26 protein-coding genes are annotated in these 23,693 nt (G+C 68.0%); 15 read left to right on the top strand and 11 right to left on the bottom strand.

From position 1 onward, the window contains the following. Window positions 1-186: 186 nt before the first annotated feature. Window positions 187-549: a hypothetical protein gene (locus tag ACYVI5_RS06830; protein ID WP_460579545.1), complete on the bottom strand. Its 363-nt coding sequence runs from the start codon at window positions 547-549 to the stop codon at window positions 187-189. 44 nt (window positions 550-593) lie between these two features. Here ACYVI5_RS06830 and ACYVI5_RS06835 point away from each other — a divergent pair, with 44 nt between their 5' ends. After that, window positions 594-1,787 (top strand): mechanosensitive ion channel family protein, encoded by a 1,194-nt coding sequence (locus ACYVI5_RS06835; RefSeq protein WP_460579546.1) that lies wholly within the window; start codon window positions 594-596, stop codon window positions 1,785-1,787. A gap of 7 nt (window positions 1,788-1,794) precedes the next feature. Here the strand turns inward: ACYVI5_RS06835 and ACYVI5_RS06840 are convergent, their stop codons facing one another. The 4 genes from ACYVI5_RS06840 to ACYVI5_RS06855 form a co-directional block, all read right to left on the bottom strand. Next, window positions 1,795-2,001: a hypothetical protein gene (locus ACYVI5_RS06840; protein ID WP_460579547.1), complete on the bottom strand. Its 207-nt coding sequence runs from the start codon at window positions 1,999-2,001 to the stop codon at window positions 1,795-1,797. A gap of 121 nt (window positions 2,002-2,122) precedes the next feature. Beyond that, window positions 2,123-2,617, bottom strand: a complete 495-nt coding sequence (locus tag ACYVI5_RS06845) for a hypothetical protein (protein WP_460536942.1) — start codon at window positions 2,615-2,617, stop codon at window positions 2,123-2,125. Window positions 2,618-2,630: 13 nt separating this feature from the next. Beyond that, window positions 2,631-3,329, bottom strand: coding sequence for a phosphoribosylformylglycinamidine synthase subunit PurQ (purQ, locus tag ACYVI5_RS06850; RefSeq protein WP_460579548.1), 699 nt, complete (start codon window positions 3,327-3,329; stop codon window positions 2,631-2,633). Next, the gene (locus ACYVI5_RS06855; protein WP_460536946.1) at window positions 3,329-3,604 is read right to left on the bottom strand and encodes a phosphoribosylformylglycinamidine synthase subunit PurS; all 276 of its coding nucleotides are present in this window, start codon (window positions 3,602-3,604) and stop codon (window positions 3,329-3,331) included. Before ACYVI5_RS06855 ends, purQ begins: the two co-directional genes overlap by 1 nt. 220 nt (window positions 3,605-3,824) lie before the next feature. On the opposite strand from ACYVI5_RS06855, the gene ACYVI5_RS06860 reads away from it, so the two are divergent. From ACYVI5_RS06860 to ACYVI5_RS06880, 5 genes are all read left to right on the top strand, one after another. Further along, on the top strand, window positions 3,825-4,967 hold the full coding sequence (locus ACYVI5_RS06860; RefSeq protein WP_460579549.1) for a mandelate racemase/muconate lactonizing enzyme family protein: 1,143 nt from the start codon (window positions 3,825-3,827) through the stop codon (window positions 4,965-4,967). Then, window positions 4,964-5,635, top strand: a complete 672-nt coding sequence (locus tag ACYVI5_RS06865) for a FadR/GntR family transcriptional regulator (RefSeq protein WP_460579550.1) — start codon at window positions 4,964-4,966, stop codon at window positions 5,633-5,635. Before ACYVI5_RS06860 ends, ACYVI5_RS06865 begins: the two co-directional genes overlap by 4 nt. A gap of 123 nt (window positions 5,636-5,758) precedes the next feature. Next, complete coding sequence (locus tag ACYVI5_RS06870) at window positions 5,759-7,156, top strand: PLP-dependent aminotransferase family protein (RefSeq protein ID WP_460579551.1); 1,398 nt, start codon at window positions 5,759-5,761, stop codon at window positions 7,154-7,156. A gap of 139 nt (window positions 7,157-7,295) precedes the next feature. Further along, complete coding sequence (locus ACYVI5_RS06875; RefSeq protein WP_460579552.1) at window positions 7,296-7,850, top strand: PadR family transcriptional regulator; 555 nt, start codon at window positions 7,296-7,298, stop codon at window positions 7,848-7,850. Between the two features lie 63 nt (window positions 7,851-7,913). Next, entirely contained in the window at window positions 7,914-9,422 is a 1,509-nt protein-coding gene (locus tag ACYVI5_RS06880) for an efflux MFS transporter permease (protein ID WP_460579553.1), read from the top strand. Here ACYVI5_RS06880 and ACYVI5_RS06885 read toward each other — a convergent pair. Together ACYVI5_RS06885 and ACYVI5_RS06890 are read right to left on the bottom strand one after the other, a co-directional pair. Further along, window positions 9,419-10,321 carry a VOC family protein gene (locus tag ACYVI5_RS06885; RefSeq protein WP_460579554.1) on the bottom strand — a complete coding sequence of 301 codons (903 nt, stop codon included), beginning with the start codon at window positions 10,319-10,321 and terminating at the stop codon, window positions 9,419-9,421. The two genes, ACYVI5_RS06880 and ACYVI5_RS06885, sit on opposite strands and share 4 nt — an antisense overlap. Before the next feature lie 108 nt (window positions 10,322-10,429). Continuing rightward, window positions 10,430-11,341, bottom strand: coding sequence for a phosphoribosylaminoimidazolesuccinocarboxamide synthase (locus ACYVI5_RS06890; RefSeq protein WP_460579555.1), 912 nt, complete (start codon window positions 11,339-11,341; stop codon window positions 10,430-10,432). Window positions 11,342-11,711: 370 nt separating this feature from the next. Here ACYVI5_RS06890 and ACYVI5_RS06895 point away from each other — a divergent pair, with 370 nt between their 5' ends. After that, window positions 11,712-12,977 carry an FAD-binding oxidoreductase gene (locus tag ACYVI5_RS06895; protein ID WP_460579556.1) on the top strand — a complete coding sequence of 422 codons (1,266 nt, stop codon included), beginning with the start codon at window positions 11,712-11,714 and terminating at the stop codon, window positions 12,975-12,977. 172 nt (window positions 12,978-13,149) lie between these two features. Then, entirely contained in the window at window positions 13,150-13,755 is a 606-nt protein-coding gene (locus tag ACYVI5_RS06900) for a hypothetical protein (RefSeq protein ID WP_460579557.1), read from the top strand. 26 nt (window positions 13,756-13,781) lie between these two features. Here ACYVI5_RS06900 and purD read toward each other — a convergent pair whose 3' ends face one another. Then, window positions 13,782-15,074 carry a phosphoribosylamine--glycine ligase gene (gene purD, locus ACYVI5_RS06905; protein ID WP_460579558.1) on the bottom strand — a complete coding sequence of 431 codons (1,293 nt, stop codon included), beginning with the start codon at window positions 15,072-15,074 and terminating at the stop codon, window positions 13,782-13,784. Between the two features lie 114 nt (window positions 15,075-15,188). Here purD and ACYVI5_RS06910 point away from each other — a divergent pair, with 114 nt between their 5' ends. From ACYVI5_RS06910 to ACYVI5_RS06920, 3 genes are read left to right on the top strand one after another with little or no spacing between them, the layout of a single operon-like run. Then, entirely contained in the window at window positions 15,189-15,398 is a 210-nt protein-coding gene (locus ACYVI5_RS06910; protein WP_460579559.1) for a DUF4287 domain-containing protein, read from the top strand. A 7-nt stretch (window positions 15,399-15,405) separates the two neighbouring features. Continuing rightward, a complete protein-coding gene (locus ACYVI5_RS06915) occupies window positions 15,406-15,768 on the top strand; it encodes a sterol carrier family protein (protein ID WP_460579560.1) in 363 nt (120 codons plus the stop codon). A 43-nt stretch (window positions 15,769-15,811) separates the two neighbouring features. Beyond that, entirely contained in the window at window positions 15,812-16,387 is a 576-nt protein-coding gene (locus tag ACYVI5_RS06920; RefSeq protein WP_460579561.1) for a hypothetical protein, read from the top strand. Window positions 16,388-16,430: 43 nt separating this feature from the next. On the opposite strand, the gene purF is transcribed toward ACYVI5_RS06920, so the two are convergent. Both purF and ACYVI5_RS06930 read right to left on the bottom strand, forming a co-directional pair. Next, window positions 16,431-17,891, bottom strand: coding sequence for an amidophosphoribosyltransferase (gene purF / locus ACYVI5_RS06925; protein ID WP_460536976.1), 1,461 nt, complete (start codon window positions 17,889-17,891; stop codon window positions 16,431-16,433). Between the two features lie 109 nt (window positions 17,892-18,000). Beyond that, the gene (locus ACYVI5_RS06930) at window positions 18,001-18,921 is read right to left on the bottom strand and encodes a sigma-70 family RNA polymerase sigma factor family protein (protein WP_460579562.1); all 921 of its coding nucleotides are present in this window, start codon (window positions 18,919-18,921) and stop codon (window positions 18,001-18,003) included. An 85-nt stretch (window positions 18,922-19,006) separates the two neighbouring features. Here ACYVI5_RS06930 and ACYVI5_RS06935 point away from each other — a divergent pair, with 85 nt between their 5' ends. Next, window positions 19,007-19,831, top strand: coding sequence for an SDR family oxidoreductase (locus ACYVI5_RS06935; RefSeq protein ID WP_460579563.1), 825 nt, complete (start codon window positions 19,007-19,009; stop codon window positions 19,829-19,831). Window positions 19,832-19,968: 137 nt separating this feature from the next. Next, window positions 19,969-20,277: a response regulator gene (locus ACYVI5_RS06940; RefSeq protein ID WP_460579564.1), complete on the top strand. Its 309-nt coding sequence runs from the start codon at window positions 19,969-19,971 to the stop codon at window positions 20,275-20,277. 14 nt (window positions 20,278-20,291) lie between these two features. On the opposite strand, the gene ACYVI5_RS06945 is transcribed toward ACYVI5_RS06940, so the two are convergent. After that, window positions 20,292-20,795 carry a carboxymuconolactone decarboxylase family protein gene (locus ACYVI5_RS06945; RefSeq protein ID WP_460579565.1) on the bottom strand — a complete coding sequence of 168 codons (504 nt, stop codon included), beginning with the start codon at window positions 20,793-20,795 and terminating at the stop codon, window positions 20,292-20,294. Here ACYVI5_RS06945 and pdxR point away from each other — a divergent pair. Both pdxR and purM read left to right on the top strand, forming a co-directional pair. After that, window positions 20,794-22,386 carry a MocR-like pyridoxine biosynthesis transcription factor PdxR gene (gene pdxR / locus ACYVI5_RS06950; protein WP_460579566.1) on the top strand — a complete coding sequence of 531 codons (1,593 nt, stop codon included), beginning with the start codon at window positions 20,794-20,796 and terminating at the stop codon, window positions 22,384-22,386. The two genes, ACYVI5_RS06945 and pdxR, sit on opposite strands and share 2 nt — an antisense overlap. 111 nt (window positions 22,387-22,497) lie before the next feature. Next, a complete protein-coding gene (gene purM, locus ACYVI5_RS06955; RefSeq protein ID WP_460579567.1) occupies window positions 22,498-23,607 on the top strand; it encodes a phosphoribosylformylglycinamidine cyclo-ligase in 1,110 nt (369 codons plus the stop codon). Window positions 23,608-23,693: the final 86 nt, after the last annotated feature.

The raw sequence follows: 23,693 nt of genomic DNA on the forward strand, positions 1-23,693 counted from the left end.
GTGAGCGGCGAACTAGCATTGCGCCCGATTCGCACCGGCGAGGGTGGCGGCGGGCCCTGCCAGTTCCGAGGTGCGGACGATGTCCGCGACCGGCACTCCGGGCAGGTCGCCGCAGGTGATGCCGTCTCACGCAGTGGTCGGCGCTGTTATCTTCGGCGCGATCGGTATCACTGGCCCGCGGTGCAGTCACTCTCCGCGATCGATGCCGAAAATGTGTCGCATCAACGCCTGGATGTCGCGATCCACGTCGTCCAATCTCTGACCGAACTGGTCGAATCTCATGTCGAGCCGCCGCACTTCGGAACGAACGACATGCACGAACAGTGTCGACACGATGGTGAGCATGCCGAGGAAGCCGGCACTGAAAACGCCGATCATCGTCCAGGTTTGAGCCTCGGTCACAACCACACCTCCATTCTCCGCCTGATGTGATCGATGGTCCATCAACGCGACGCGCTGAAAAGCGTCGGGGCAAGCGTTTGATGAATACCCGACAATCAGGCGAATTGGGGAGGAACAGAGGTCGGCAAGGGACCTGTCAAGCCCCACCGCTCGCCTTGCGGCCGCGAACGAGGCTGACGACCCTGGAACCCATGGCCGATCTGCACGGGTGGCTCCCGTTCGCCGTCGCCTGTCTCATCGCACTCGTCTCCGCGGTCGTCGTCACGGCCGTCATCGGAGCGATCGTGCGTGCGCTCGCCAAGCATCGGGAATGGGCACGGATGCTTGCCTCGCATCTGCGCATCCCGTTCCGGCTGCTGCTGCTCGACATCCTGGCCTCGATCGCGGTCGCCGCGACCCTGCCGTTGCAGGTTCCGCTGCCCACGGTGCAGACCGTGCACCACGTCTTCCTCATCGTCACCATCGCGCTCGGCGCGTGGTTCGCGGCGGCCCTCGTGATCTTCTTCGAAGACCTCGGACTCGCTCGCTACCGGCTCGATGTGCCCGACAACCGGTACGCACGGCGGGTGCGCACACAGGTGATGATCATCCGGCGGCTCACGATCGTGGCGGCCGTCGTCATCGCTCTCGGTGCCATCCTCCTCACGTTCCCCGGCGCGCGGGCGGCGGGCGCGAGCATCCTCGCATCCGCCGGGCTGATCGGTGTGGTCGCCGGCATCGCGGCGCAGTCCTCGCTGGGGAACCTTTTCGCTGGTATGCAGCTCGCATTCAGTGGTGCGATCCGCATCGACGACGTCGTGGTGGTCAACAACCAGTGGGGTCGCATCGAGGAGATCACGCTCACCTACGTGGTCGTGCACCTGTGGGACGACCGGCGCATGGTCCTGCCCTCCACCTTCTTCACCACGCAGCCGTTCGAGAACTGGACGAGACGCAACAGCGAGCTACTGGGCGCCGTCGAGTTCGACCTCGACTGGCGGGTATCACCGGGTGGGATGCGCAAGGAGCTGGACCGCATCCTGCGCAAGACCGAACTCTGGGATCACCGCACGTCCGTGCTGCAGGTGACGGATGCGATTGGCGGATACGTGCACGTGCGAGTGCTCGTGACGGCGAAGGATGCCCCGACACTCTTCGATCTGCGCTGTTACGTGCGCGAGAACCTCGTCGCGTGGATCCAGCGCGACGGCACCGCCGGACTGCCCCGCCAACGCGTCGAGCTGGTCGAGGCGGGCGGAATGGATGCCTCGCAACGCTCCCGTGCGGTCTCCGGCGACACCCTGTTCAGCGGCAGTTCCGACGGCGACAAGCGCGCATCGCAGTTCACCGACTCGATCCCGATGGTCGCGAAGGACCCCGACGCGAGCGGCCGAGCAACATCGTAGAGCGGGCCTATTCGCCGCGATCGATACCGAAGGTGTGACGCATGAGAGCCTGGATGTCGCGATCCATGGCGTCAAGCCGAACGCCGAAGGCGCCCTCCAACCGCCGCAACTCACTTCGAACGACGTGAACGAACAGCGTAGAAACGATCGTGAGCGTGCCGAGGAACGCCGCGCCGAGCACACCGATGACGGTCCACGTCTGCGCATCGCTCATGATCACTCCTCCATTGTCTGCTGGATGCCACCAATCGCCCAGGATGGTCGTCGGCACGAATCAGTGCGGCTGGCCGAGAGATGAAAACCGGTGAACTCGCCGAGCTGGGGACGACGAGTGGTCAGGCCCGGCGCGGCCGCGGAAAGACCGAACGCATGTGGTCGGAGTCGAGGTAGTCCGCCACACCTATCAGGATCAGGCTGAACACGATCTGCTCCGTGACCATCCACAACGGGTACAGACCGGGAATCGCGGCGAGCACGAGCGTGATCACTGGAAAGATCTTGCTGAACAGGCGAAGCCTCGAGTAGCCCCAGTAGTAGCCGAGGGATGCCCGCCACGCAAAGTAGAACAGGGTCGCGGTCATGCCGAGCACGACGACGGTGCGCATCCACACCGACCATTCGACCGGGATCCCGTCCGCCGCCAGCACGAGTGCCACGACGACCGCCGCGATTCCGATCGCGAACTCGAGCACGAGCAGCCAGGTGATCGCCACGAACGCGCGACGCGTTCGCGGATGCGTCAGAAGCTCGGCGTCGATGCGCACGTCGGCCTGACGACCACCTGCCACGCGATCGACGCGACGGAACAGCGGTTCGAAGCGGGCGAGCATCCGCTTCAGCACGTCATGCGGCAGCGGCCAGTGCCGCGATCGCCGAGGTGAAGAACGTGAGGCCGTCGACCCCTGAGCGCATTGCGGCCCGCGTGTCCGGACCGAAACCGGGCTCCGTCGCGTGCTCCGGGTGCGGCATGAGTCCCACGACGTTGCCGCGCTCGTTGCGGACGCCCGCGATGTCGTTCAGCGAGCCGTTCGGATTGACCTCGAGGTAGCGGAACGCCACGAGGCCCTCGCCCTCGAGCCGCTCGATGGTCTCGGCGGAGGCGACGTACTCGCCCTCACCGTTCTTCAGCGGGATGACGATTTCCTGACTCTGCGCGAAGCCGTTCGTCCAGGCGGTGTCGGTGCTCTCGACCCGCAGCTTCTGGTCGCGGCGGATGAACGCGCCGTGGTCGTTGCGGATGAGCCCCCCCGGCAGCAGCCGCGCCTCGGCGAGCATCTGGAAGCCGTTGCAGATGCCGAGCACGGGCATCCCCTTGTTCGCGGCGTCGACGACCTCGCTCATGATCGGCGAGAGGCTGGCGATCGCGCCGCAGCGCAGGTAGTCGCCGTAGCTGAACCCGCCGGGCAGCACGAGCGCGTCCACACCGTTCAGGTCGTGCTCGCCGTGCCACAGGGCGACGGCCTCGGCGCCCGCCGCCCGCACGGCCCGCTGGGCGTCCCGGTCGTCGAGCGACCCGGGGAACGTGATCACGCCGATCCGCATCAGGCGACCTCGACGATCCCGACCGGCGAGTCTTCGACCACGTGCACGCCGACGACGTCTTCGATCACGCCGTTGGAGAGCACCTCCTCGGCGATCTCGCGAACGGATGCCAGCAACTCGTCGGTGACTTGCGTCTCCGTCGTGAGTTCGAAGCGCTTGCCTTGCCGCACGTCGAACGCGCCGCGGCCGGTGCGGGCCAGGGCCGCCGCGATGGCCTTCCCCTGCGGGTCGAGCAACTCTGCCTTCGGCATGACGTCGACAACGATGGTGGGCACGGCGTACTCCCTGCATTCTTCAGCGGTGGATGCCTCGATTCTACCGGGCCGCTGAGGGTGCTTCCTGAGGCCCGGGCGTGCTCGCGGCGACCATCCATCCACACTCCGCTGACGCAAATTGCGGGTGTTCGCGCGGCACACCCGCAATTTGCGTCCGCGGAACGGATGCGAGTCCACAACTTGTAGGACAGAGTGCGGATCTGTCTGATAGATTTCTCTCATGTCCTACGTGCCCGACGCCATCCGCACCATCACGCTCTCCACGTTGCGGCTGCCGCTGCCGACTCCGATCTCGGACGCCAAGGTGTTCACCGGCAGGCAGAAGTCGATGACAGAGGTCGTGTTCCTGATCGCCGAGATCGAGACGGAGCAGGGCTTCTCCGGGCACGGCTTCAGCTACTCGAAGCGCGCAGGTGGTCCTGCGCAGTACGCGCACGCCCGCGAGGTGGCGGGCACGGCCATCGGCGAGGATCCCAACGACATCGCCAAGCTCCACACGAAGCTCCTGTGGGCGGGAGCATCCGTCGGTCGCTCGGGCGTCGCAACGCAGGCGCTCGCCGCAATTGACATCGCGCTGTACGACCTGAAGGCCAAGCGTGCCGGGCTTCCCCTCGCGAAGCTGCTCGGCGCCCACCGCGATTCCGTTCGCACCTACAACACGTCGGGCGGCTTCCTCAACGCGTCGATCCAGGACGTGCTCGAACGCGCGTCGCGGTCGATCGAGGAAGGCATCGGCGGCGTGAAGATCAAGGTCGGCCTGCCCGACGGCGAGGAGGATCTCGGCCGGGTCCGGGCCGTCCGCGAGCATCTCGGCGAAGACATCCCGCTCATGGTCGACGCCAACCAGCAGTGGGACCGCGCGACGGCCCTGCGCATGGGGCGCCGGCTCGAGGAGTTCGATCTCACCTGGATCGAGGAGCCTCTGGACGCCTACGACGCCGAGGGCCACGCCGACCTGGCCCGCGCGCTCGACACCCCGATCGCGACGGGCGAGATGCTCGCCTCCGTGGCCGAGCACGAGCGGCTGATCGCGGCGCGAGCCTGCGACATCCTGCAGCCGGATGCCCCGCGCATCGGCGGCATCACGCAGTACCTCCGGCTCATGACCCTCGCCGACCAGGCGGGGCTGGATGTCGCACCGCACTTCGCGATGGAGATCCACCTGCACCTCGCGGCCTGCTACCCGCGCGAGACCTGGGTGGAGCACTTCGACTGGCTCGACCCGTTGTTCGAGGAGCGGCTCGACACGCGCGACGGGCGGATGCTCGTGCCCGAGCGCCCGGGACTCGGCATCACGTTCACCGGGCAGGCCCGCGCCTGGACCACCGAGTCCGTGACGATCGACGCCGCCGGGGAGCGATGAGCACCTCGCGCGCGGAGCAGATCGCCAGGGCGATCGGCGACCGCATCGTCGCGGGCGAGATCGCTCCCGGGGAGCGGCTGCCGAGCGAGGGTAGCCTCGTCGAGGAGTTCGCTGCCAGCCGCACGGTCGTGCGTGAGGCGCTCCAGCGCCTCCAGTCCCGCGGCCTGGTCCGCACCAGGGTCGGCTCGGGCAGCTACGCGCTCACGCCGCCGGCGCCGGTCGCCGGGGACGACTGGCTCGCCGCGCGCGACGAGACAGAGCGCGACGAGCTGCACGCGTTCCGTATCGCGATCGAGTCGGAGGCGTCGGCGCTCTCGGCCAGGTACGCCACCGACGGCGATCTCGCGACGATCGACGCCGCCCTGGCTGCGCTGGAAGGCGCGACTCTTCCCGCCGAGACCGTCGACGCCGACTTCGCGTTCCACAGGGCCGTCGCGGCGGCATCCGGGAACCGCTACCTTCTTGCGGCGCTTGAAAGGCTCGGCCCTCGTGCGCTCGTCCTGCCGCCCGCCCGCATCGCATCCGCCCCGCGCAACGAGGCGGATGCCGCCGCGGTGCTCGCCGAACACCGCGCGATCGCCGCCGCGGTAAGGCTCGGCGACCCGCTCGCGGCGGCGGCGTCCATGCGGGCGCACCTGACGGCATCCGCTGTCCGCCGCGGCCACTGAGCTCGTGCACGTCATCGTTGCCGCTGAAGACCCGTTCAACCTTCTGCGCTGACGTGCAGCGCGCGCATACCGTGGGTCGAGGATGCCGGCGCATCCGCGATGCAGGCATCCGAAAGGTGTGCGATGAAGAAGTTCGAGCAGGGACACAAGTCGGAAGAACTGGACACAGTCGGGTTGAATCCGCTGTTCAGCAGGGCCGGTGAGGCGACGGAGTTCCCGCGCAATCGCATCCCGAGGTCGGAGACCCTGCCCGAGACGGCGTACCAGGTCGTGCACGACGAGGCCATGCTCGACGGCAACGCGCGGCTCAACCTGGCGACCTTCGTCGGCACCTGGATGGACGATCATGCGTCTCGCCTCTACCTCGAGTCGGCAGACAAGAACATGATCGACAAGGACGAGTACCCGCAGACCGCCGCGATCGAACAACGCTGCTGGCGGATGCTGGCCGACCTGTGGAATGCGCCCGAACCGTCGCGCGCGATCGGCACCTCGACGATCGGCTCGTCGGAGGCATGCATGCTCGCCGGGCTGGCGCTCAAGCGACGCTGGCAGCACGCGAGAAAGGCCGCGGGGAAGCCCGCGGACAAGCCGAATCTCGTACTGAGTTCCGCCGTGCAGGTGTGCTGGGAGAAGTTCTGCAACTACTGGGACGTCGAGCCGCGCTTCGTTCCGATCTCGCTCGACCACAAGACCATGGACGGCCACGACCTCGAGACGTACGTCGACGAGAACACGATCGGCGTGGTCGCGATCATGGGCGTCACCTACACAGGCATGTACGAGCCGGTGAAGCAGATCTCCGACGCGCTGGATGCCATCCAGGCGAAGACCGGGCTGGACATCCCGATCCACGTGGACGGGGCATCCGGAGCCATGATCGCGCCGTTCCTGCAGCCCGACCTCGAGTGGGACTTCAGGGTGAAGCGGGTCGCTTCGATCAACACGTCGGGCCACAAGTACGGGCTCGTGTATCCGGGGCTCGGCTGGATCGTCTGGCGCGAGGAATCGCTGCTGCCGGACGACCTCGTGTTCAAGGTGTCGTACCTGGGCGGCGAGATGCCCACGTTCGCTCTCAACTTCTCCCGCCCTGGCGCCCAGGTGCTGCTGCAGTACTACAACTTCCTGCGGCTCGGATACGAGGGGTACCGCCGGGTGCAGCGGTCGTCGCGCGACGTCGCTCTGTACCTCTCCGAGCAGATCGCCAAGCTCGCGCCGTTCGAGTTGTGGACCGACGGCTCCGACATCCCGGTCATGGCCTGGCAGCTGAAAGACGGCTACACCGACAAGTGGACGCTCTATGACCTGACGGAGTCGCTACGCACGAACGGGTGGCTCGTGCCGGCGTATCCCATGCCGGAGTCGCTCACCTCGCTCACCGTGGCGCGCGTGGTCGTGCGCAACGGACTGTCGCGAGACCTCGCCGCCGGACTCCTCGAAGACATCAAGACGCGCGTGCGTGACCTCGAGCGGCTGGATGCTCCGCTGCCGCACCGCAAACGCGTCGCATTCCACCACTGACTCGCACCGTGAGTGACGGGCGCCAGGGCGCCCACCGAGAACGGGCTTGCGTCGTGGCCTATTCCGCGCGTAATATTCCACGAGGAATAATCATTGCGGGGCAACCCCGAGCTGCGCGAGAACGGAAGGAGGGTCGCGGATGTCGTCACTGACGCCCCTGGGGATCGCGATCCTCGGTCTGCTGCTCGAGCGGCCTATGCATCCGTACGAGATGTTCCAGACCTTCGTCGCCCGCTCCGAGGACCACATCGTGAAGGTGCGGCCCGGCTCGCTCTACCACACGGTCGAACGGCTCGAGCGGGACAGTCTCATCAGGTCGACGGGCACCGAGCGCGAGGGCAACCGGCCGGAGCGCACGACCTACGAGATCACCGACGCCGGTCACGACCGCATGCTCGTTTCGCTCACCGAGATGCTGTCCACGTGGAAGAACGAGTACCCCGAGTTCCCACTCGCGCTCGCCGAGGCCCACAACCTGCCGCGCGACACGGTCATCCGGCTGCTGCAGAAACGCGTGCTCGCCCTTCACGGTCAGCTCGAGGTCGTCGGCCGGGCGGTCGACCAGGTCGAGGGCAAGAACCTCGAGCGCAAGTTCTGGCTCGAGGCGTCGTACCTCAGGGCGCTGTTCGAGGCCGAAACCGTCTGGGTCGAGGGCCTCATCACAGAACTCAAGAACGAAACCATCGACTGGTAGCAGTCGATTCACGGATGCCTCACGCGTCGAAATGACGGTGGCATCGATGAGAACGGACCCCTCATGGAAAAGCAGAGAAGTCCCTGGCCCGCGCTCTGGGCGCTGGTCATCGGATTCTTCATGATCCTGGTCGACACGACCATCGTGTCAGTGGCCAACCCGAAGATCATGGAAGGCCTGAAGACCGACATCAACTCGGTCATCTGGGTCACCAGTGCGTACCTGCTCGCGTACGCCGTGCCGCTGCTCGTCACCGGACGACTGGGCGACAGGTTCGGCCCGAAGAACATCTACCTGATCGGCCTCGTGCTGTTCACCGGCGCGTCGCTCTGGTGCGGCCTCTCCGGCTCGATCGAGCTGGTCATCACGGCCCGCGTCGTGCAGGGCCTTGGCGCCGCGCTCATGACGCCGCAGACGATGGCCGTCATCACCCGCACGTTCCCGCCGAACCGCCGCGGCGCGGCCATGGGCCTGTGGGGCGCGACCGCCGGTGTCGCCACGCTGGTCGGACCCATCGTCGGCGGCCTCCTCGTCGATGGGTTCGGCTGGGAGTGGATCTTCTTCATCAACGTGCCCGTCGGCGTCATCGCCTTCGTCATGGCCGTGATCCTGGTGCCGAAGCTGCCGACGCATCCGCATCGGTTCGACATCCTCGGCGTCGTACTCAGCGCCATCGGTATGTTCCTCGTGGTCTTCGGCATCCAGGAGGGAGAGAAGTACGACTGGGGCACCATCACGGGACCCATCACCGTGTGGGGGATGATCATTGCGGGCATCGTCGTGCTGGCAGGTTTCGTCGCCTGGCAGGCACTCAACAAGGGCGAACCCCTGCTGCCGCTCGGCCTCTTCCGAGACCGCAACTTCTCGCTCGCGAACCTCGCGATCAGCTCGGTGGGGTTCACGGTGACGAGCATGGCCCTGCCGCTGATCTTCTTCGCGCAGCTTGTGTACGGCTTCACCCCGACGCAGTCAGCGCTGCTGATGGTTCCGATGGCCGTGCTGTCCGGTGTGCTGGCGCCCTTCGTCGGCCGCCTGGTCGACCGTGTGCATCCGCGATACCTGGCCTTCGCCGGTCTCTTCATGATGGCGCTCGGGCTGGCCTGGTACGCGGCCTGGATGGACCCGGACGTCAACCTGTGGCCGCGCCTCCTCCTTCCGAGCGCGCTTCTCGGCCTCGCGAATGCATTCATCTGGTCGCCGCTCTCGGCCACCGCTACGCACAATCTCTCGCCGCGTCAGGCCGGAGCCGGCGCCGGCGTCTACAACACCACCCGCCAGATCGGCGGCGTGCTCGGAAGTGCGGCGATCGCAGCGCTCATCGAGAGCAGGCTGACCGCGAATGGCCTGCACTCCACGTCATCCGGCGCACAGTTCAGCGGCTCCAAGCTGCCCGCGTTCATACAGCAGCCGTTCACGGATGCGATGGCCCAGTCGATCCTGCTCCCGGCGGCGGTCGCTCTGCTCGGCGCCATCGTCGTACTGTTCTTCGTTCGTCCGAAGGACAACGGCCAGTGGTCGGCCACGCAGGGCACGCCCGTGGTGAACCGGGCGCCGGAGCCCGTCGACAGCTAACCGGCGACCTCGGCCGTCGTCAGGCGGATGGCGTTCGCCCACGGGTCCTCGAAGGCGACCGACTGCCCGTCGTCGCGAACCTGGATGCCGTGGTGAGACATCCGCTCGGCGACCGAGCCGAGTTCGTCGTTCGAGGGCAGCACGATGTCGACGCGGCCGAGGCCCAGGGCAGGAGAGCGGCGGCTGGCACCGGCGCTCCGCCAGGTGTTCATCGCCATGTGGTGGTGATAGCCGCCGGCGCTGACGAACAGCGCCGAGCCGCCGAGTTCGGCGGTCGTCGCGAAGCCGAGCCGGTCGACGTAGAACTCTCGAGCGGATGCCACGTCGCCGACCGAGAGATGCACGTGGCCGACGCGGGCACCGCCGATGACCGGTTCGGCGATGGTCTCCTCGGTGAGGTTCTGCTGCAGGAACAGGTTCGGGTCGAGGAACAGGGTGTCCATCTCGATGTGACCGTGCGCCCAGCTCCACTCGGTGCGGTCGCGATCCCAGTACAGCTCGACGCCGTTGCCTTCCGGGTCGTCGAAGTAGAAGGCCTGGCTCACCAGGTGGTCTGAGCTGCCCGTGAACGTGCCGGGAGCGTGTGAGGCGACGGAGTACACCGCAGCGGCGAGCGCCTCGCGCGACTCGAAGAGGATCGCCGTATGGAACAGGCCGGCAGATCGTGGAGCAGCGTGGTGCAGCTCAGGGCTGTACTGCAGAACCATCACCGGGGTCGTCCCGCGTCCAAGAACCACCCGGTCACCGTCGGCTGCGAGCACGCGCAAGCTGACGGCATCCCGGTAGTACGAGGTCATCGCGTCCAGATCGCCGACGAGCAGCGTCACGGCACCCATCGCCGTGCCATCGGCGAGGCGGTCCAAGTTGCGGTCGTCGGTCATGCGCACTGAAACGCTCATGCGTATGCATGTATTCCGCGATGTCGCTGGCTCAGCCTGTGATCGCGGCTTCGCCGCTCAACAGACTCAATCGGCGTGGTTGCGAAAGCGAGCTTTCGCAACCAAGCCTCAATCGTCTGTGATGCGCTCCAGCAGTTCGCGGTAACGGGCGGCGGTGCGCTGCACCACGTCGTCAGGCAGCACGGGCGGGTTGCCCGTCTTGTCCCAATGGGCGCTCAGCCAGTCGCGCACGATCTGCTTGTCGAAGCTCGCCATGCGCTCGGCAGGAGTGGCGCCGGTGCGCCATGCTTCGGCATCCCAGTACCGGCTGGAGTCGCTGGTGAGCACCTCGTCGGCGATGGTCAGGTCGCCGGTGTGCCGGTCTGCACCGAACTCGAACTTCGTGTCTGCGAGGATCAGCCCGCGCGCCTCCGCGATGGCGGATGCCCGCCGGTAGACGTCGAGGGATGCGTCGCGAAGCTGCGCCGCGGCATCCGCCCCGACCAGTTCGACCGTGCGCTCGAAGCTGATGTTCTCGTCGTGCTCGCCCTGCGGAGCCTTGAACGCGGGCGTGTAGATGGGCTCAGGGAGGCGATCGCCGTTCTGCAGCCCGGCGGGCAGCGACACCCCGCAGACGCTCTGCGACTGCTGGTATTCGGCCCATCCGCTGCCGGTGAGGTAGCCGCGCACGACGCACTCGATGGGGTACATCGTGAGCGGTTTCACGAGCATGGCGCGGCCGGCGACCTCGGCCGGAATGCGCTCGACTCCATCGAGCGTGCGGTCGGCGACGAGGTGGTTCGGCACATCGGCCAGGCGGTCGAACCACCACAACGAAAGCGTCGTCAGCAGCTCGCCCTTGCTCGGAATGCCGGGCTCGAGCACGAAGTCGAAGGCGCTCACCCGGTCGCTCGCGACCACCAGAAGGGCATCCGCGGCCTCGATGGATGCCGCCGCCTGCGGAATGTAAAGGTCGCGGACCTTGCCCGAGTACGCGTGAGTCCAGCCGGGAAGCGTCGCCGTGCTCGATGTCGTCGTCACTTCTCAATCGTATGGGCGATTGAGGTGAGAGCGCCGCGAGCTTGCTCGTGGTGCCGAACCGATTGAGCCCGTGAGTGGCACCGCCGCGATATGGGCGATTGAGGTGAGAGCGCCGCGAGCTTGCTCGTGGTGCCGAACCGATTGAGCCCGTGAGTGGCACCGCCGCGATATGGCGATCGAGAAGCGCTTCGTGCTCAGCCCAGGTCGGATGGAAATATGGACTCCTGATGTCGCTCCAGCCGCGTGCAGCGACAATTCCGGTCCACTGTTCGTGGATGTGACCGTCGGCGGTCGCAGTCGAGCGCCGACGTAGGGCACAATTGTTCTTGCTAACAACAAATGCGTATCGATTGCGATGAGGAGAGGCGACGTGGCCGAATCGGCAGGCACCAACTGGGCGGGCAACTACGCGTACCGGGCGAGCGAGGTGGTGCATCCGGCATCCGTCGAGGCGGTGCAGAAGGCCGTGCGCGATGCGGTCGCTGCTGGCGGACGCGTTCGCGCGCTCGGCACCCGGCACTGCTTCAACGACATCGCCGACACCACGGGCGCCCTGATCGCGATGACGGCGCTGCCGCCGCGCTACGAGCTCGACGAGGCAGAGCGCACCGTGACGGTGTCGGGCGGCACCCGTTACGGCGACGTCGCCGAGCAGCTGGATGCCAGTGGCTGGGCCCTGCCGAACCTCGCGTCCCTGCCGCACATCTCCGTGGCAGGAGCGATCGCCACCGCGACGCACGGGTCAGGGGATCGCAACCAGAACCTCGCCGCGGTGGTTCGCGGCATCGAGTTCGTCGACGGAACGGGCGAGCTGCGCACTCTGCACCGCGGAGACGAGGACTTCGCCGGCGCCGTGGTCGGCATCGGCGCGCTCGGCCTCGTGACCGCCGTCACTCTCGACGTCGTGCCGACGTTCGAGGTCGCCCAGACCGTTTACGACGGGCTGGACTGGCCGACCGTTCTGGAGAACTTCGACGCCATCACTTCCGCTTCGTACAGCGTGAGCATGTTCACCGGCTGGGTGGGCGGCGTGCAGCAGGTGTGGCTCAAGCGGGCCGTGACGGATGACTCGACCCCAGCTCCCGAGACGTTCTTCGGAAGCGCGCGCGCGACCGAGAAGAGGCATCCGCTTCCGGGAGTCGACGCGACGGCGTGCACCGACCAGTTCGGCGTGCCAGGGCCGTGGTACGACCGCCTTCCGCACTTCAAGCTCGCGTTCACTCCGTCGAGCGGCGAGGAGATCCAGAGCGAATACCTCGTGCCGCGCGAGCGTGCCGTCGACGCACTTCGGGCGGTGCTCTCGCTCGCCGAGCAGATCGCGCCCATGCTGCAGGTGACCGAGCTGCGCACGGTCGCCGCCGACGATCTGTGGCTGAGCTCCGCATACGAGCGCGACGTGCTGGGCATCCACTTCACCTGGAAGCGCGACCAGGCAGGCGTCGAGGCTGTGCTCCCCGCGATCGAGGATGCCCTGTTCCCGCTGGGCGCCCGGCCGCACTGGGGCAAGCTGTTCCTTGACACGCACGGCGTTATCCCGTCGCTGTATCCGCGGTTCGACGACTTCCGCGCCCTTGTGGCGAAGTACGACCCGCACCGCGTCTTCCGCAACGCCTACCTCGACCGCCTCCTGGGCTGAGGCGGCACGGAAACGACGAGCGAGCACGCAGCGCACGAGCCACCACGGAAACGACGTCCATTGCGTGCACGATCGTGCGTGGCGTGCTCGTTCGTCCGTAGCGTGGTAGCTGGCCGACCGTGCCGGCGCGAGCCGACGACGGCGATTCGGGGCGTATGACGTGGAGGAGCGGGTGACCGGGCAGGAGCGGAACGCAGTGTCGGCAGCGGATGAGGCGGCCGTCGCGCGGGTACGCGCTGCGCTCACGGATGCTGCCGCACGCCTCGCTGCCGCCGGGGCACGCACCGAAGCGCTCGCCGAGTACGTGCCGCCGTCACGCGTGCTGCTCGTGCCGCGTCCCGAGCGGTTGCGCCCACTGGGCAGCGCGTGGCGACTGGGAGTGCTGCTGCTCATGGCCGAAGGGGCGGATGACTCGCACAGTTCCTCGCCCACGGCCGGCGAGGCACCAATGCGTCTGCCCGCCCTCTTCGCGACCGGATCCCTCACGCGCGCCCATGCGCCGGGCCGCACAACGTTCATCGCGGCATCCGCCGAGCGACGCCGCCAGCTGCGCGTCGCTGCGTTCCGGGGTCACTACCCGCCGGGAACGAGCGTGAACTTCGACGCGGCGCCCATACCGCTCGATTCGAGCCTGGTGGGAGCACCCGGCCCGCTCACCGTGCGCGACGGCGACGCCTTCGTGCGCTGGGTCCCGTCGAACCCGGATGCACTCACTGGCTTCGACGCATACCTCGCCGAACGAGTCGCCCTGCTGGTGGACCCGCCCCAGGGCGCATAGCGGCGTGATGCGCCGCTACTGCGACGTCAGTGCGCGGACGGCGCCACCGCCGCCGCGATGTCCGTTCGGTACTGGCCGCCCTCGATGGTGAGCTTTCCGATCGCCTCGTATGCGCGTTCGCGGGCCTCGTCGAAGGTGGAGCCGAGCGCCACGACCGTGAGCACTCGACCACCGGACGTCACGAGCGTCTCGGTCGACCAGCTCGACGTGGCATCCGTCGCGATCGCTGCGATGTCGGTCGCCGCGTGCAGGAGCTGCACTTCGGGAACTGCGGATGCCGCATCCATCCCGAGGATGGCGCGCCCCGTCACCGGCGCCTCCGGGTAGCCTTCGCTGGCGAGCACCACGCCGACCGCGACATCCAGGGCGAACTCCGGCCGCGGAACGCCGCCGAGCTCGCCCGTGGCCGCCGCGTACAGCAGGCCGGAGAGCGGTGTGAGGAGCCGCGGCAGCACCACCTGCGTCTCGGGGTCTCCGAAGCGTGCGTTGAACTCGATGACGCGAGGGCCGGCTTCCGTCACGATGAGGCCGCAGTAGAGGAGCCCGATGAACGGAGTCTGCTCCTCGGCCATCGCGCGCACCGTCGGCAGGGCGATCGTCTCGATCACCTCGTCGACGAAGCTCTCCTCGAGCCAGGGCACCGGCGAGTAGGCACCCATGCCGCCTGTGTTCGGGCCTTCGTCGCCGTCGAGGAGCCGCTTGTAGTCCTGCGCCGGTGAGAGCGGGAGCACGTGCTCGCCGTCGCTGAGCAGGAAGAGCGACACCTCGCGGCCGGCGAGGAACTCCTCGACCAGCACGGTTCCGTGCTCCAGCCACTGCCTGGCGTGTTCGAGCGCGGCATCGCGGTTCTCGGTGACGAGAACGCCCTTTCCTGCGGCGAGGCCATTCGCCTTCACGACGTACGGTGCGCCGAAGCGGTCGATCGTCGTGCGCACCTCGTCGATCGTGCCCGCGACCTCGGCTCTGCCCGTCGGCACGCCGGCGGACTCCATGATGCGCTTCGCGAACGCTTTGGAGCCCTCGAGCTTCGCTGCGGCCCTGCTGGGGCCGAACACCGGGATGCCGCGTTCCCGAACAGCGTCGCTCACGCCCGCGACGAGCGGTGCCTCCGGCCCCACCACGACGAGCTCGACGCCGTGCGCCTCCGCGTATCCGGCGACCGCGGCTGAATCGTTCGGGTCGATGCCGATGGTGCGCACGTCTTCGGCGATGCCCGCGTTGCCGGGGGCCGCGGTGATGTCGTGGTCGGCATCCTCCGCCAGCAACGCGCGGATGATGGCGTGCTCGCGCGCGCCGGAGCCCAGTACGAGAATCCTCACCCTGCCCATGCTAGGGGCTGGCTGGATTCTTACGCCGGGCGCCGACGGAGGCCGATGCCAACAGCCGGACGCGCGGCTGTGGCGCCTTTCTGGTGCTCGCGGCAATATGGATGGATGGCCGACGAGAAAGCCACCGGACCCGCGTCGTACTTCCCCTCGATCGAGAAGAAGTACGGGCAGCCCATCGACCACTGGATGCACGAGCTCGAGAAGGTCGCGGACCGCAAGCACATGGAGCAGGTCGCGTATCTCAAGAACGAGTTCGGCATCGGGCACGGGCACGCCAACGCGCTCGTCGGCTGGTTCCGCGAACACGGCGCGTAGGCATCCGTTGGCGAGGGCACGCATCGGCGAAGCCGACGGCATGACGGCGGTGGCGGAGGCGCTGCAGGCATCCGCCTCCCGCGAAGCCACGGCCACGGCCGTGCGCTACCTGCTGCAGGCACTGGCCGACAAGGTTCCGGGCAACTCGGTCGAGGTGCGGGTGCCGCCGTTCGGCGCCGTGCAGTGCGTGGAAGGGCCCCGCCACACCCGTGGAACTCCGCCCAATGTGGTCGAGATGGATGCCGCCACCTGGCTCGCCCTGGCCACCGGGGGTTCCTCGTGGGCCCAGGCGCAGGCATCCGGGGCAGTGCACGCCTCCGGCACCCGCGCCACGTTGGAGCCGTACCTGCCGGTGTATCGCCTGCGTTGAGCGGCCAAGCAAGGGCACAGCCGGCATGCGTGAGAATGGATGAGTGCCCCGCGACCCCCGCAATCCCTCCGACGACGACGCTCCCGCCTCTGGCGGCGTGAACGCTTCGGCGAGTGACGGATCGGTGCACGACGCGACGCCCGCTGAGACAGCGGCGGCAGGCGAACGCCCGGTCGGCGAAGTCTCTGGCAACGAGCCGATCCGCGAGGAGGCCATCGTGGCGTCCGAGCACGAGGTGCGTGTGCGCCGCACCCCGCGATACGGCCGCTTCATGGTGCTCGGCGGTGCCGTCTTCGCGGTCGCCGCGTTCATCGCGACCTACTCGTTGCCGCAGGGCCAGGGCTACGACCGCAATACCGTGTTCGGGTTCGTGCTGCTCGGCGCCGTCGCCATCGGAGTGGGGCTCGGCGCAATAGCCGCGATCATCGCGTCGGCCGCGACGAAGCACACCGAGCGAACCGTGGTCGCCGACCGCATCGACGTGCGCACCACGGCTGCGCCCGACGAGGAGGACCTGCACGATCTGGGCGAGCTTCCGGCCGAAGCGGAGCCCGACGAGCGTTCGGCCGACGTCGAAGAGCATCCCGTGTCGCGGGAACGTCGGGACGACGGCGCCTGACCTCAGCGCACCGTGCGGCCTCGATGCCGGTTCGTGAGAGCGCTCAGCTGAGCTGCGTGCGCTCCACCCACTCGAGATACTCCGGCGTGACCGTTCCGGTGATGTAGTCGCCGGTGAAGCAGCTCATCTCCAGGTCGGTGACGATGTCCTGACCCTCGAGGATGGCATCCTTCATGTCGCCCACCTCTTGGTAGATGAGGCTGTCGGCGCCGAGTTCGAGCGCGATCTCGGGGATCTTGCGCCCTGCCGCGATGAGCTCTTCGCGGCTCGGCATGTTGATGCCGTAGACGTGCGGGTACCGCACCGGCGGCGCCGCCGACGTGAACGTCACCTGGTTCGCGCCGGCGGCACGGGCCATGTCGACGATCTCCTTCGAGGTCGTGCCGCGCACGATCGAGTCGTCGACGATGAGCACGTTCTTGCCCTTGAACTCGCTCGACATGGCGTTCAGCTTCTGCCGAACGCTCTTCTTGCGCTGCGCCTGTCCGGGCATGATGAACGTGCGACCGACGTACCGGTTCTTGTAGAAGCCCTCGCGGTACTCGATGCCGAGCTTCTGCGCCACCTGGGATGCCGCGGGACGCGAGGAATCCGGAATCGGCATCACGACGTCGATGTCGCCGAGCGGCGCGTAGCGCGCGATCGTGTCGGCCAGCCGGTTGCCCAGCCGCAGCCGTGCCTCGTACACCGAGATGCCGTTCATCACCGAGTCGGGCCGGGCCAGGTACACGTACTCGAATGAGCACGGGATCAGCACCGGATTCTTCGCGCACTGGCGCGAATACAGCTCACCCGAGAGCGTGATGAACACGGCCTCGCCGGGTGCGACATCCCTCACCACCTCGTAGCCGAGCGCCTCGAGAACCACCGACTCGGAGGCGACGATCCACTCGTCACCCACCAGTCCGGCCGGCTTGCGGCCGAGGATGAGCGGGCGGATGCCGAACGGGTCGCGGAACGCGAGCAGTCCCTGTCCCGCGATCATCGCGATCGCGGCGTAGGCGCCCTCGACCCGCTCGTGCACCTGCTCCACGGCGTTGAACACCTGGTCCGGGTCGAACTCGAGGCCGCTGATCTGGCCCTGCAGTTCGGTGGCGAGCACGTTCAGCAGCAGCTCGGTGTCGCTCGTGGAGTTCACGTGCCGTCGGTCGATGTGGAACAGGTCGTTCGCCAGCTCGCGGGTGTTCGTGAGGTTGCCGTTGTGCACCAGGATGATGCCGTACGGCGCGTTCACGTAGAACGGCTGCGCCTCCTGCTCGTTGGCCGCATCGCCCTTGGTGGTGTAGCGCGCGTGGCCGAGGCCCATCGTGCCGAGCAGCGAGCGCATGTCGCGGGTGCGGAACGCCTCCCGCACCTGCCCGCGTGCCTTGTGGATGTGAAAAGTGCTGCCTTCGGCGGTGGCGATTCCGGTGGAGTCCTGGCCGCGGTGCTGCAGCAGGAGAAGGCTGTCGTAGACCAGTTGGTTGACCGGCTCGGTGGAGACGATGCCGACGATGCCGCACATGCTGGAAGTGTGCTCCTGAGGGTGGGGTCGCGCCCGTGAACTCGGGCTCGACCAGTCTCTCATTTGAGCGGCTGGGCATCTGCTGGCCGCAGCTCACCGCCGTCGCTACTCAGTGGGCCGTAGACAGCAGGTCGGCCGGCAGCAATCCGCCCAGCCGTTCTGGATCCGCGATCACCTCGATCTCGACGATGACACCGTCGACCACGGTGAACGCCATCACCGAGATCGGCCCGTGCGGGCCGACGATCGCGACGCCCGCGGCGCCGTTGATCCAGGCATCCTTGCGGTACGGCGAGAACGAGGTGAACATCATCGCCTGGTTCGCGATGGCGCGCGGGCCACGGATGATCGTGGTCGCGGATGCCCGCAACTCGCCTCCGTCGGACCGCAGCACCACCTGCGGATGCAACACCTTCAGCAGCGCATCGAAGTCGCCATCGCGGGCTGCGGCGAAGAACGCGTCGACGGCGGCCCGCTGACGTCGACGGTCCGGGTCGGGCTTGGGAGCGGTGCGCACCTTCGCTCTCGCACGGCTGGCCAGTTGACGGGCCGAGGTCGGAGTGGTCTCCAGGATCTCGGCGATGTCGTCGAAGGGTACGGCGAACGTGTCGTGCAGCACGAACGAGAGGCGCTCATCGGGCTTCAGCGTCTGCAGCACGATCAGCATCGCGAGTCCCACGGACTCGGATGCCATCGCCGCGGCATCCGGAGCAGTCCGGATCGAGGAGTCGGAGACGATCGCGGCATCCGGCACTCCGAGTTCGCCGGATGTGCCGAGCGAGGCATCCAGCGACGTGGTGCCATGAGCCCGCCGCAAGCGCAGCATCATCAGACACACGCGGCCGGCGACGGTCGTGAGCCAGGCGTCCAGGTTGCGTACGCGGGAGACGTCCGCGCGGGAGGCGCTCAGCCAGGTCTCCTGCACCGCGTCATCGGCGTCGCTGAACGAGCCGAGCATGCGGTAGGCCAGCGAGCGCAGCCTGGGTCGCAGCGCAGTGAAGGCCTCCTCGAGCGACGTCGTTGTGGTCACCTGTCACATTCTGTCGACTTGTCGCATCGAAGGGGTGAACGCATCGAACAGCGGCAGGCGGATGCCGCACGACGAAAGGCAGCTCATGGCATCATCAACCTCAGGCAACGGCAGCACGCGCGGACTCGTACTCGTCACGGGAGGCGCCGGAACCCTCGGCTCTCTGGTCGTCGACCGCCTCCGGGAGCGCGGGCGTTCCGTGCGTGTCGTCAGCCGGCGCGGGTCGGGGCCGCGCGACGACGTGGAGTACGTCGCGGGCGACCTCGACACAGGCGAAGGCGTGGCGGATGCCGTCGCCGGCGTCGACGTCGTGGTGCACTGCGCCGGGTCGCAGAAAGGAGACGGCGAGAAGGCGCGGCGGCTCGTCGCAGCGGCGAAGCAGGCAGGCATCCGCCACCTCGTGTACATCTCCGTCGCGGGCGCCGACCGTGTGCCCGTGCATTCGAGGACCGATCACGCGATGTTCGAGTACTTCGCGCAGAAGCGCGAGGGCGAGCTCGTGATCGAGCGCTCGGGCATCCCGTTCACGACGCTACGCGCGACGCAGTTCTTCACACTCGTGTACCCGGTCGCGCAGTCGGTGGCGAAGCTTCCGATCGTGCCTTTGCCGAAGCGGATGCATGTGCAACCGGTCGCTGCAGAAGAGGTCGCGGACCGGCTGGTAGCGCTCGCCGAAGGGGAGCCGGCCGGTTACGTGCCGGAGTTCGGCGGCCCGCGCGTGTACAACACGCACGAGTTGATCCGCGCTTACCTGAGGTCGGTCGGCCGGCGGCGCTGGATCGTCTCAGTGGGCCTTCCCGGGAAGGCGGCGAAGGCCGTGCTGCACGGCGCGATCGTGTCGAAGGGTCAGGAGCGCGGAACGGCGACGTGGGAGGAGTACCTGCACGCGCTCGAGCCGGCCGCGGCCTGAGCCCATCATTCGGTTCTCCCCGTCCACAGCGTCGTTCGTGGCAGCCGCTCCCCAGTTCGGCCGGCCAGGGTACGGTGCGCCTTCGACCGGCCATACCGTCGGTGGTGTGCTCGCGCCTCAGCAGGCAGAATGGGAGGGTGTTCGTGTCCGCCGACGTGATCGGAATGATCATCGCCTTGTTCGCCTTCGCGGTGTCGGTACTGGGCGGTGTCGGAGGAATGCTTGCGCATCAGACCAAGCGCCTGGACACGCAGTTCGCCCGGGTCGACGCGCGCTTCGAGAAGGTCGATGCCCGGTTCGATCGGGTCGACGCGCGGTTCGAGAAGGTCGAAGCGGAGATCGCCGAGGTCAGGCGAGAGGTCGCCGGCGTGAAGGATGAGCTCGTCGAGGTCAAGATCGCGGTGGCCCGACTCGAGGGGCCACGTCCCCACCTTCAGCGCATCTGACGGCCCGTCGATTCCTACGCTTCGACGGACGCCCGCCAGCAGCGCGCCGTCACCCCGATCGCATTCCACGCGTTGATGGACACGATGAGAGCCAGCAGCGCGGACACCTCCTTCTCCGAGAACACCGTCAGGGCGTCGGCCACCACCTCGTCGGGCACGTGGGTCTCGGAGACGCGCGTGACGGCATCCGTCAGCTCGAAGGCTGCCCGCTCCCGTGCCGTGAAGAAGTGCGCCTCCTCCCACACGGCGACCGCGGCGATCCGCTGGAACGACTCGCCCGCGTCGCGGGCGTCGCGAGAGTGCATGTCGACGCAGTACGAGCATCCGTTCAGTTGCGACGCGCGTAGCTTCACCAGGTGACGGAGGCCCATCGGGATGCCCGCGGCGTCGAGCTCCACGACGGCCGCATGGTCGAGATGCGCCAGCGCGCGCGAGAATGCGGGGGCCAGTTCGTCGAAATCGAAGCGGATGGGCGGGAGAACGACCTCGTCGGTCGCGGGGGCGATGGTGTCGGTCATGTCTTCACCGTACGACGCAAGTGGCGCGCTGCTACAGTCCATTCTCATGACGGATGCCTGGGCCAATCCGCTCTCGGACACGACCGCCGACAAATCCGCCGGCATCCCCTCGGCGGTAGGCATCGACCTGCATCTGGCGATCGACCCACGTCGCAAGACGGACTCGTTGGAGGCCGCGATGCGGGACATGATCCGTGATGGGCGGCTTGCTCCCGGTACCCGGATGCCTGCCACCCGCAGTCTCGCCCGGGACCTCGGAATCGCCCGCAACAGTGTCGCCGAGGCGTACAGCCGGTTGGTGGGCGAGGGGTGGCTCGAGGCGCGCACCGGCGCAGGGACCTGGGTGGCGGCTGGCGGGACGGCATCCGACGGCGCAAGGGCCGGCGCTATCCCGCCCGGAAGTGCCGGTCGAGTCGGCGCGGCTGCCGCCGACGTGAGTGCCGGAGGGAGCGTGGCGGGCGCAAGCATCCGGTTGGACCTGCGTGCAGGCATCCCCGACGCCTCGGGCTTTCCGCGAGCTGCGTGGGCCTCGGCGATGCGCCGTGCCGTCTCGGCGGCGCCGGTCTCCGCCTTCGGCTACGGCGACCCCGCGGGCGCCGAGCCGCTCCGGCACGCGCTCGCGACCTACCTCGGGCGCGCCCGCTGTGTCTCCGTACAGCCGACGGCCGTGCACGTCACCCACGGGGCCGGGCACGCCGTGCAACTCGTCGGACGCGCCCTCGTGGCATCCGGAGCCCGCCGCATCGCTGTGGAGGAGTACGGGCACCAGCCGCACCGGGACATCCTCGCCGCACTCGGGCTGCAGACCGTGCCGCTGCCCGTCGACGACACGGGAGCCGTGGTCGAGCGGCTCGACGAGTTGCGAGTGGATGCCGTGCTGCTCACCCCCGCGCACCAGTTCCCGACCGGCGTCGCGCTGAGCCCCGGTCGCCGCGCATCCGCGGTGCAGTGGGCCGAGCGAACCGGGGGGTTCGTGATCGAGGACGACTACGACGGTGAGTTCCGCTTCGATCGGCGCGCGGTCGGGGCGCTGCAGTCGCTCGCTCCCGATCGAGTCGTCTACGTCGGCACGGCGAGCAAGGCGCTCGGCCCGGGCATCGGCCTCGGCTGGTGCGTGCTTCCGCCCGCGCTGATCGACGGTGTCGCTGAGGAGCGTCGCCTCGACGGCACCAAGCCCGGAGCGCTCGCGCAACTCGCGCTCGCCGAGTTCCTCGATCGCGGCGAGTACGACCGGGCCGTTCGCGGTGCCCGAGCACGCTATCGGGAACGCAGGCGGTACCTCGAGCGGGCCGTCGCCGAACGGATGCCTGCGGCCCGCATCACCGGCATGCCAGCCGGTCTGCACTGCCTGCTCGAGTTGCCCGACGGCATCCAGGAGGCCGACGTGGCACGGCAGGCGGACCACCTCGGGCTCGCGCTCGCCGGCCTTCAGACGTATCGCGTGCCCGCAAGTGAACCAGTGCACGCGGAAGACGGCGCAGCCAGACCGCCGACCATGGTCGTCGGCTTCGGCGCTCCGCCACCTCACATGTTCGAGCAGACCGTGCATGCCGCGCTCGCCGCAATCGTCGCCGCGGGCTCCCGTTCGTGATTCCGCTGTCCCAGATTGCGGGTGTTCCGCGAACGCAACCGCAATCCGCGACAGCGGAGCGCCTGTTCGACGAAGACGCACCCTCGCTTCGGCCTCGCATACCCTTGGAACGTGACCGAGAACTCCACCAGCACCTACCGCGAGGCCGGTGTCGACACCGCTGCGGGCGACCTCGCCGTCGAGCTCATGAAGTCCGCGGTCGCGAAGACCCACGGGCCCGAGGTGCTGGGCGGCGTCGGCGGGTTCGCGGGCTTGTTCGACGCATCCGTGCTGCGCGGCTATAGGCGGCCCCTGCTGGCCACCTCCACCGACGGCGTGGGCACCAAGGTGGCCATCGCCCAGGCGCTCGACAGACACGACACCATCGGGCAAGACCTGGTGGGCATGGTGGTCGACGACATCGTCGTGGTCGGCGCAAGGCCGCTGTTCATGACGGACTACATCGCGTGCGGCAAAGTCGTTCCCGAACGCATCGCCGACATCGTTCGCGGCATCGCCGCTGCGTGCTCCGAGACTCGCACAGCGCTCGTCGGCGGCGAGACCGCCGAGCATCCCGGCCTGCTCGGGCCGGATGACTACGACGTGGCGGGCGCCGCGACCGGCGCCGTGGAGGCGGATGCCGTGCTCGATCCCGAGAAGGTACGGAACGGCGACATCGTGCTCGCCCTGGGCAGCTCGGGACTTCACTCCAACGGCTACTCGCTGGTGCGGCACATCCTCGCGAAGCGGAACATCGGATTCGCCGATCGGCTCGACGAGTTCGGCGGAGTCGTCGGAGAGACCCTGCTCGAGCCGACCAGGCTGTACACCGCACCGCTGCTGCGCGTGCTCGCCTCGCCGAGCGGGGCATCCGTTCATGCGCTATCGCACGTCACCGGCGGCGGGATCGCGGCGAACCTCGCGCGGGTGCTGCCCCGCGGCGCCTGGGTCGACGTCGACCGTTCGACGTGGTCGCCTTCTCCGGTGTTCCGCGTGTTGAGCGATCTTGCCGGCACCACCTTGCAGAGCGCGGAGGGCACCTGGAACCTGGGCATCGGCTTCTTCGCGGTCGTCGAAGCGGATGCCGCGTCCACCGTCATCTCGACCCTCGCGGTAGACGGCATTCCCGCTTGGCAGGTTGGCACGGTCTCCACCGCCGAGCGCGAGCTCAGCGGCTACGAGCAGGGCGCGAAGGGTGTCGACGGAGGCGCCGTTCGCCTCGTCGGCGAGTTCGCACAATAAGGGGCGAATGTAGACGTGGCAGAACATGCCGTCGTCCGTGGCCAACACTTCCGCTAATGCAGCGCTGCCCCGTGAGGGCACGTACC

This window comes from Humibacter ginsengisoli (assembly GCF_054780095.1).

Excerpts from the sequence above, each read along its gene's own strand:
- ACYVI5_RS06835 (WP_460579546.1), top strand. The coding sequence starts at position 594 with ATGGCCGATCTGCACGGGTGGCTCCCGTTCGCCGTCGCCTGTCTCATC.
- ACYVI5_RS06840 (WP_460579547.1), bottom strand. The coding sequence starts at position 2,001 with ATGAGCGATGCGCAGACGTGGACCGTCATCGGTGTGCTCGGCGCGGCG.
- ACYVI5_RS06845 (WP_460536942.1), bottom strand. The coding sequence starts at position 2,617 with ATGCTCGCCCGCTTCGAACCGCTGTTCCGTCGCGTCGATCGCGTGGCA.
- purQ (WP_460579548.1), bottom strand. The coding sequence starts at position 3,329 with ATGCGGATCGGCGTGATCACGTTCCCCGGGTCGCTCGACGACCGGGAC.
- ACYVI5_RS06860 (WP_460579549.1), top strand. The coding sequence starts at position 3,825 with ATGTCCTACGTGCCCGACGCCATCCGCACCATCACGCTCTCCACGTTG.
- ACYVI5_RS06865 (WP_460579550.1), top strand. The coding sequence starts at position 4,964 with ATGAGCACCTCGCGCGCGGAGCAGATCGCCAGGGCGATCGGCGACCGC.
- ACYVI5_RS06870 (WP_460579551.1), top strand. The coding sequence starts at position 5,759 with ATGAAGAAGTTCGAGCAGGGACACAAGTCGGAAGAACTGGACACAGTC.
- ACYVI5_RS06875 (WP_460579552.1), top strand. The coding sequence starts at position 7,296 with ATGTCGTCACTGACGCCCCTGGGGATCGCGATCCTCGGTCTGCTGCTC.
- ACYVI5_RS06880 (WP_460579553.1), top strand. The coding sequence starts at position 7,914 with ATGGAAAAGCAGAGAAGTCCCTGGCCCGCGCTCTGGGCGCTGGTCATC.
- ACYVI5_RS06885 (WP_460579554.1), bottom strand. The coding sequence starts at position 10,321 with ATGAGCGTTTCAGTGCGCATGACCGACGACCGCAACTTGGACCGCCTC.
- ACYVI5_RS06910 (WP_460579559.1), top strand. The coding sequence starts at position 15,189 with ATGGCCGACGAGAAAGCCACCGGACCCGCGTCGTACTTCCCCTCGATC.
- purF (WP_460536976.1), bottom strand. The coding sequence starts at position 17,891 with ATGTGCGGCATCGTCGGCATCGTCTCCACCGAGCCGGTCAACCAACTG.
- ACYVI5_RS06935 (WP_460579563.1), top strand. The coding sequence starts at position 19,007 with ATGGCATCATCAACCTCAGGCAACGGCAGCACGCGCGGACTCGTACTC.
- pdxR (WP_460579566.1), top strand. The coding sequence starts at position 20,794 with ATGTCTTCACCGTACGACGCAAGTGGCGCGCTGCTACAGTCCATTCTC.
- ACYVI5_RS06945 (WP_460579565.1), bottom strand. The coding sequence starts at position 20,795 with ATGACCGACACCATCGCCCCCGCGACCGACGAGGTCGTTCTCCCGCCC.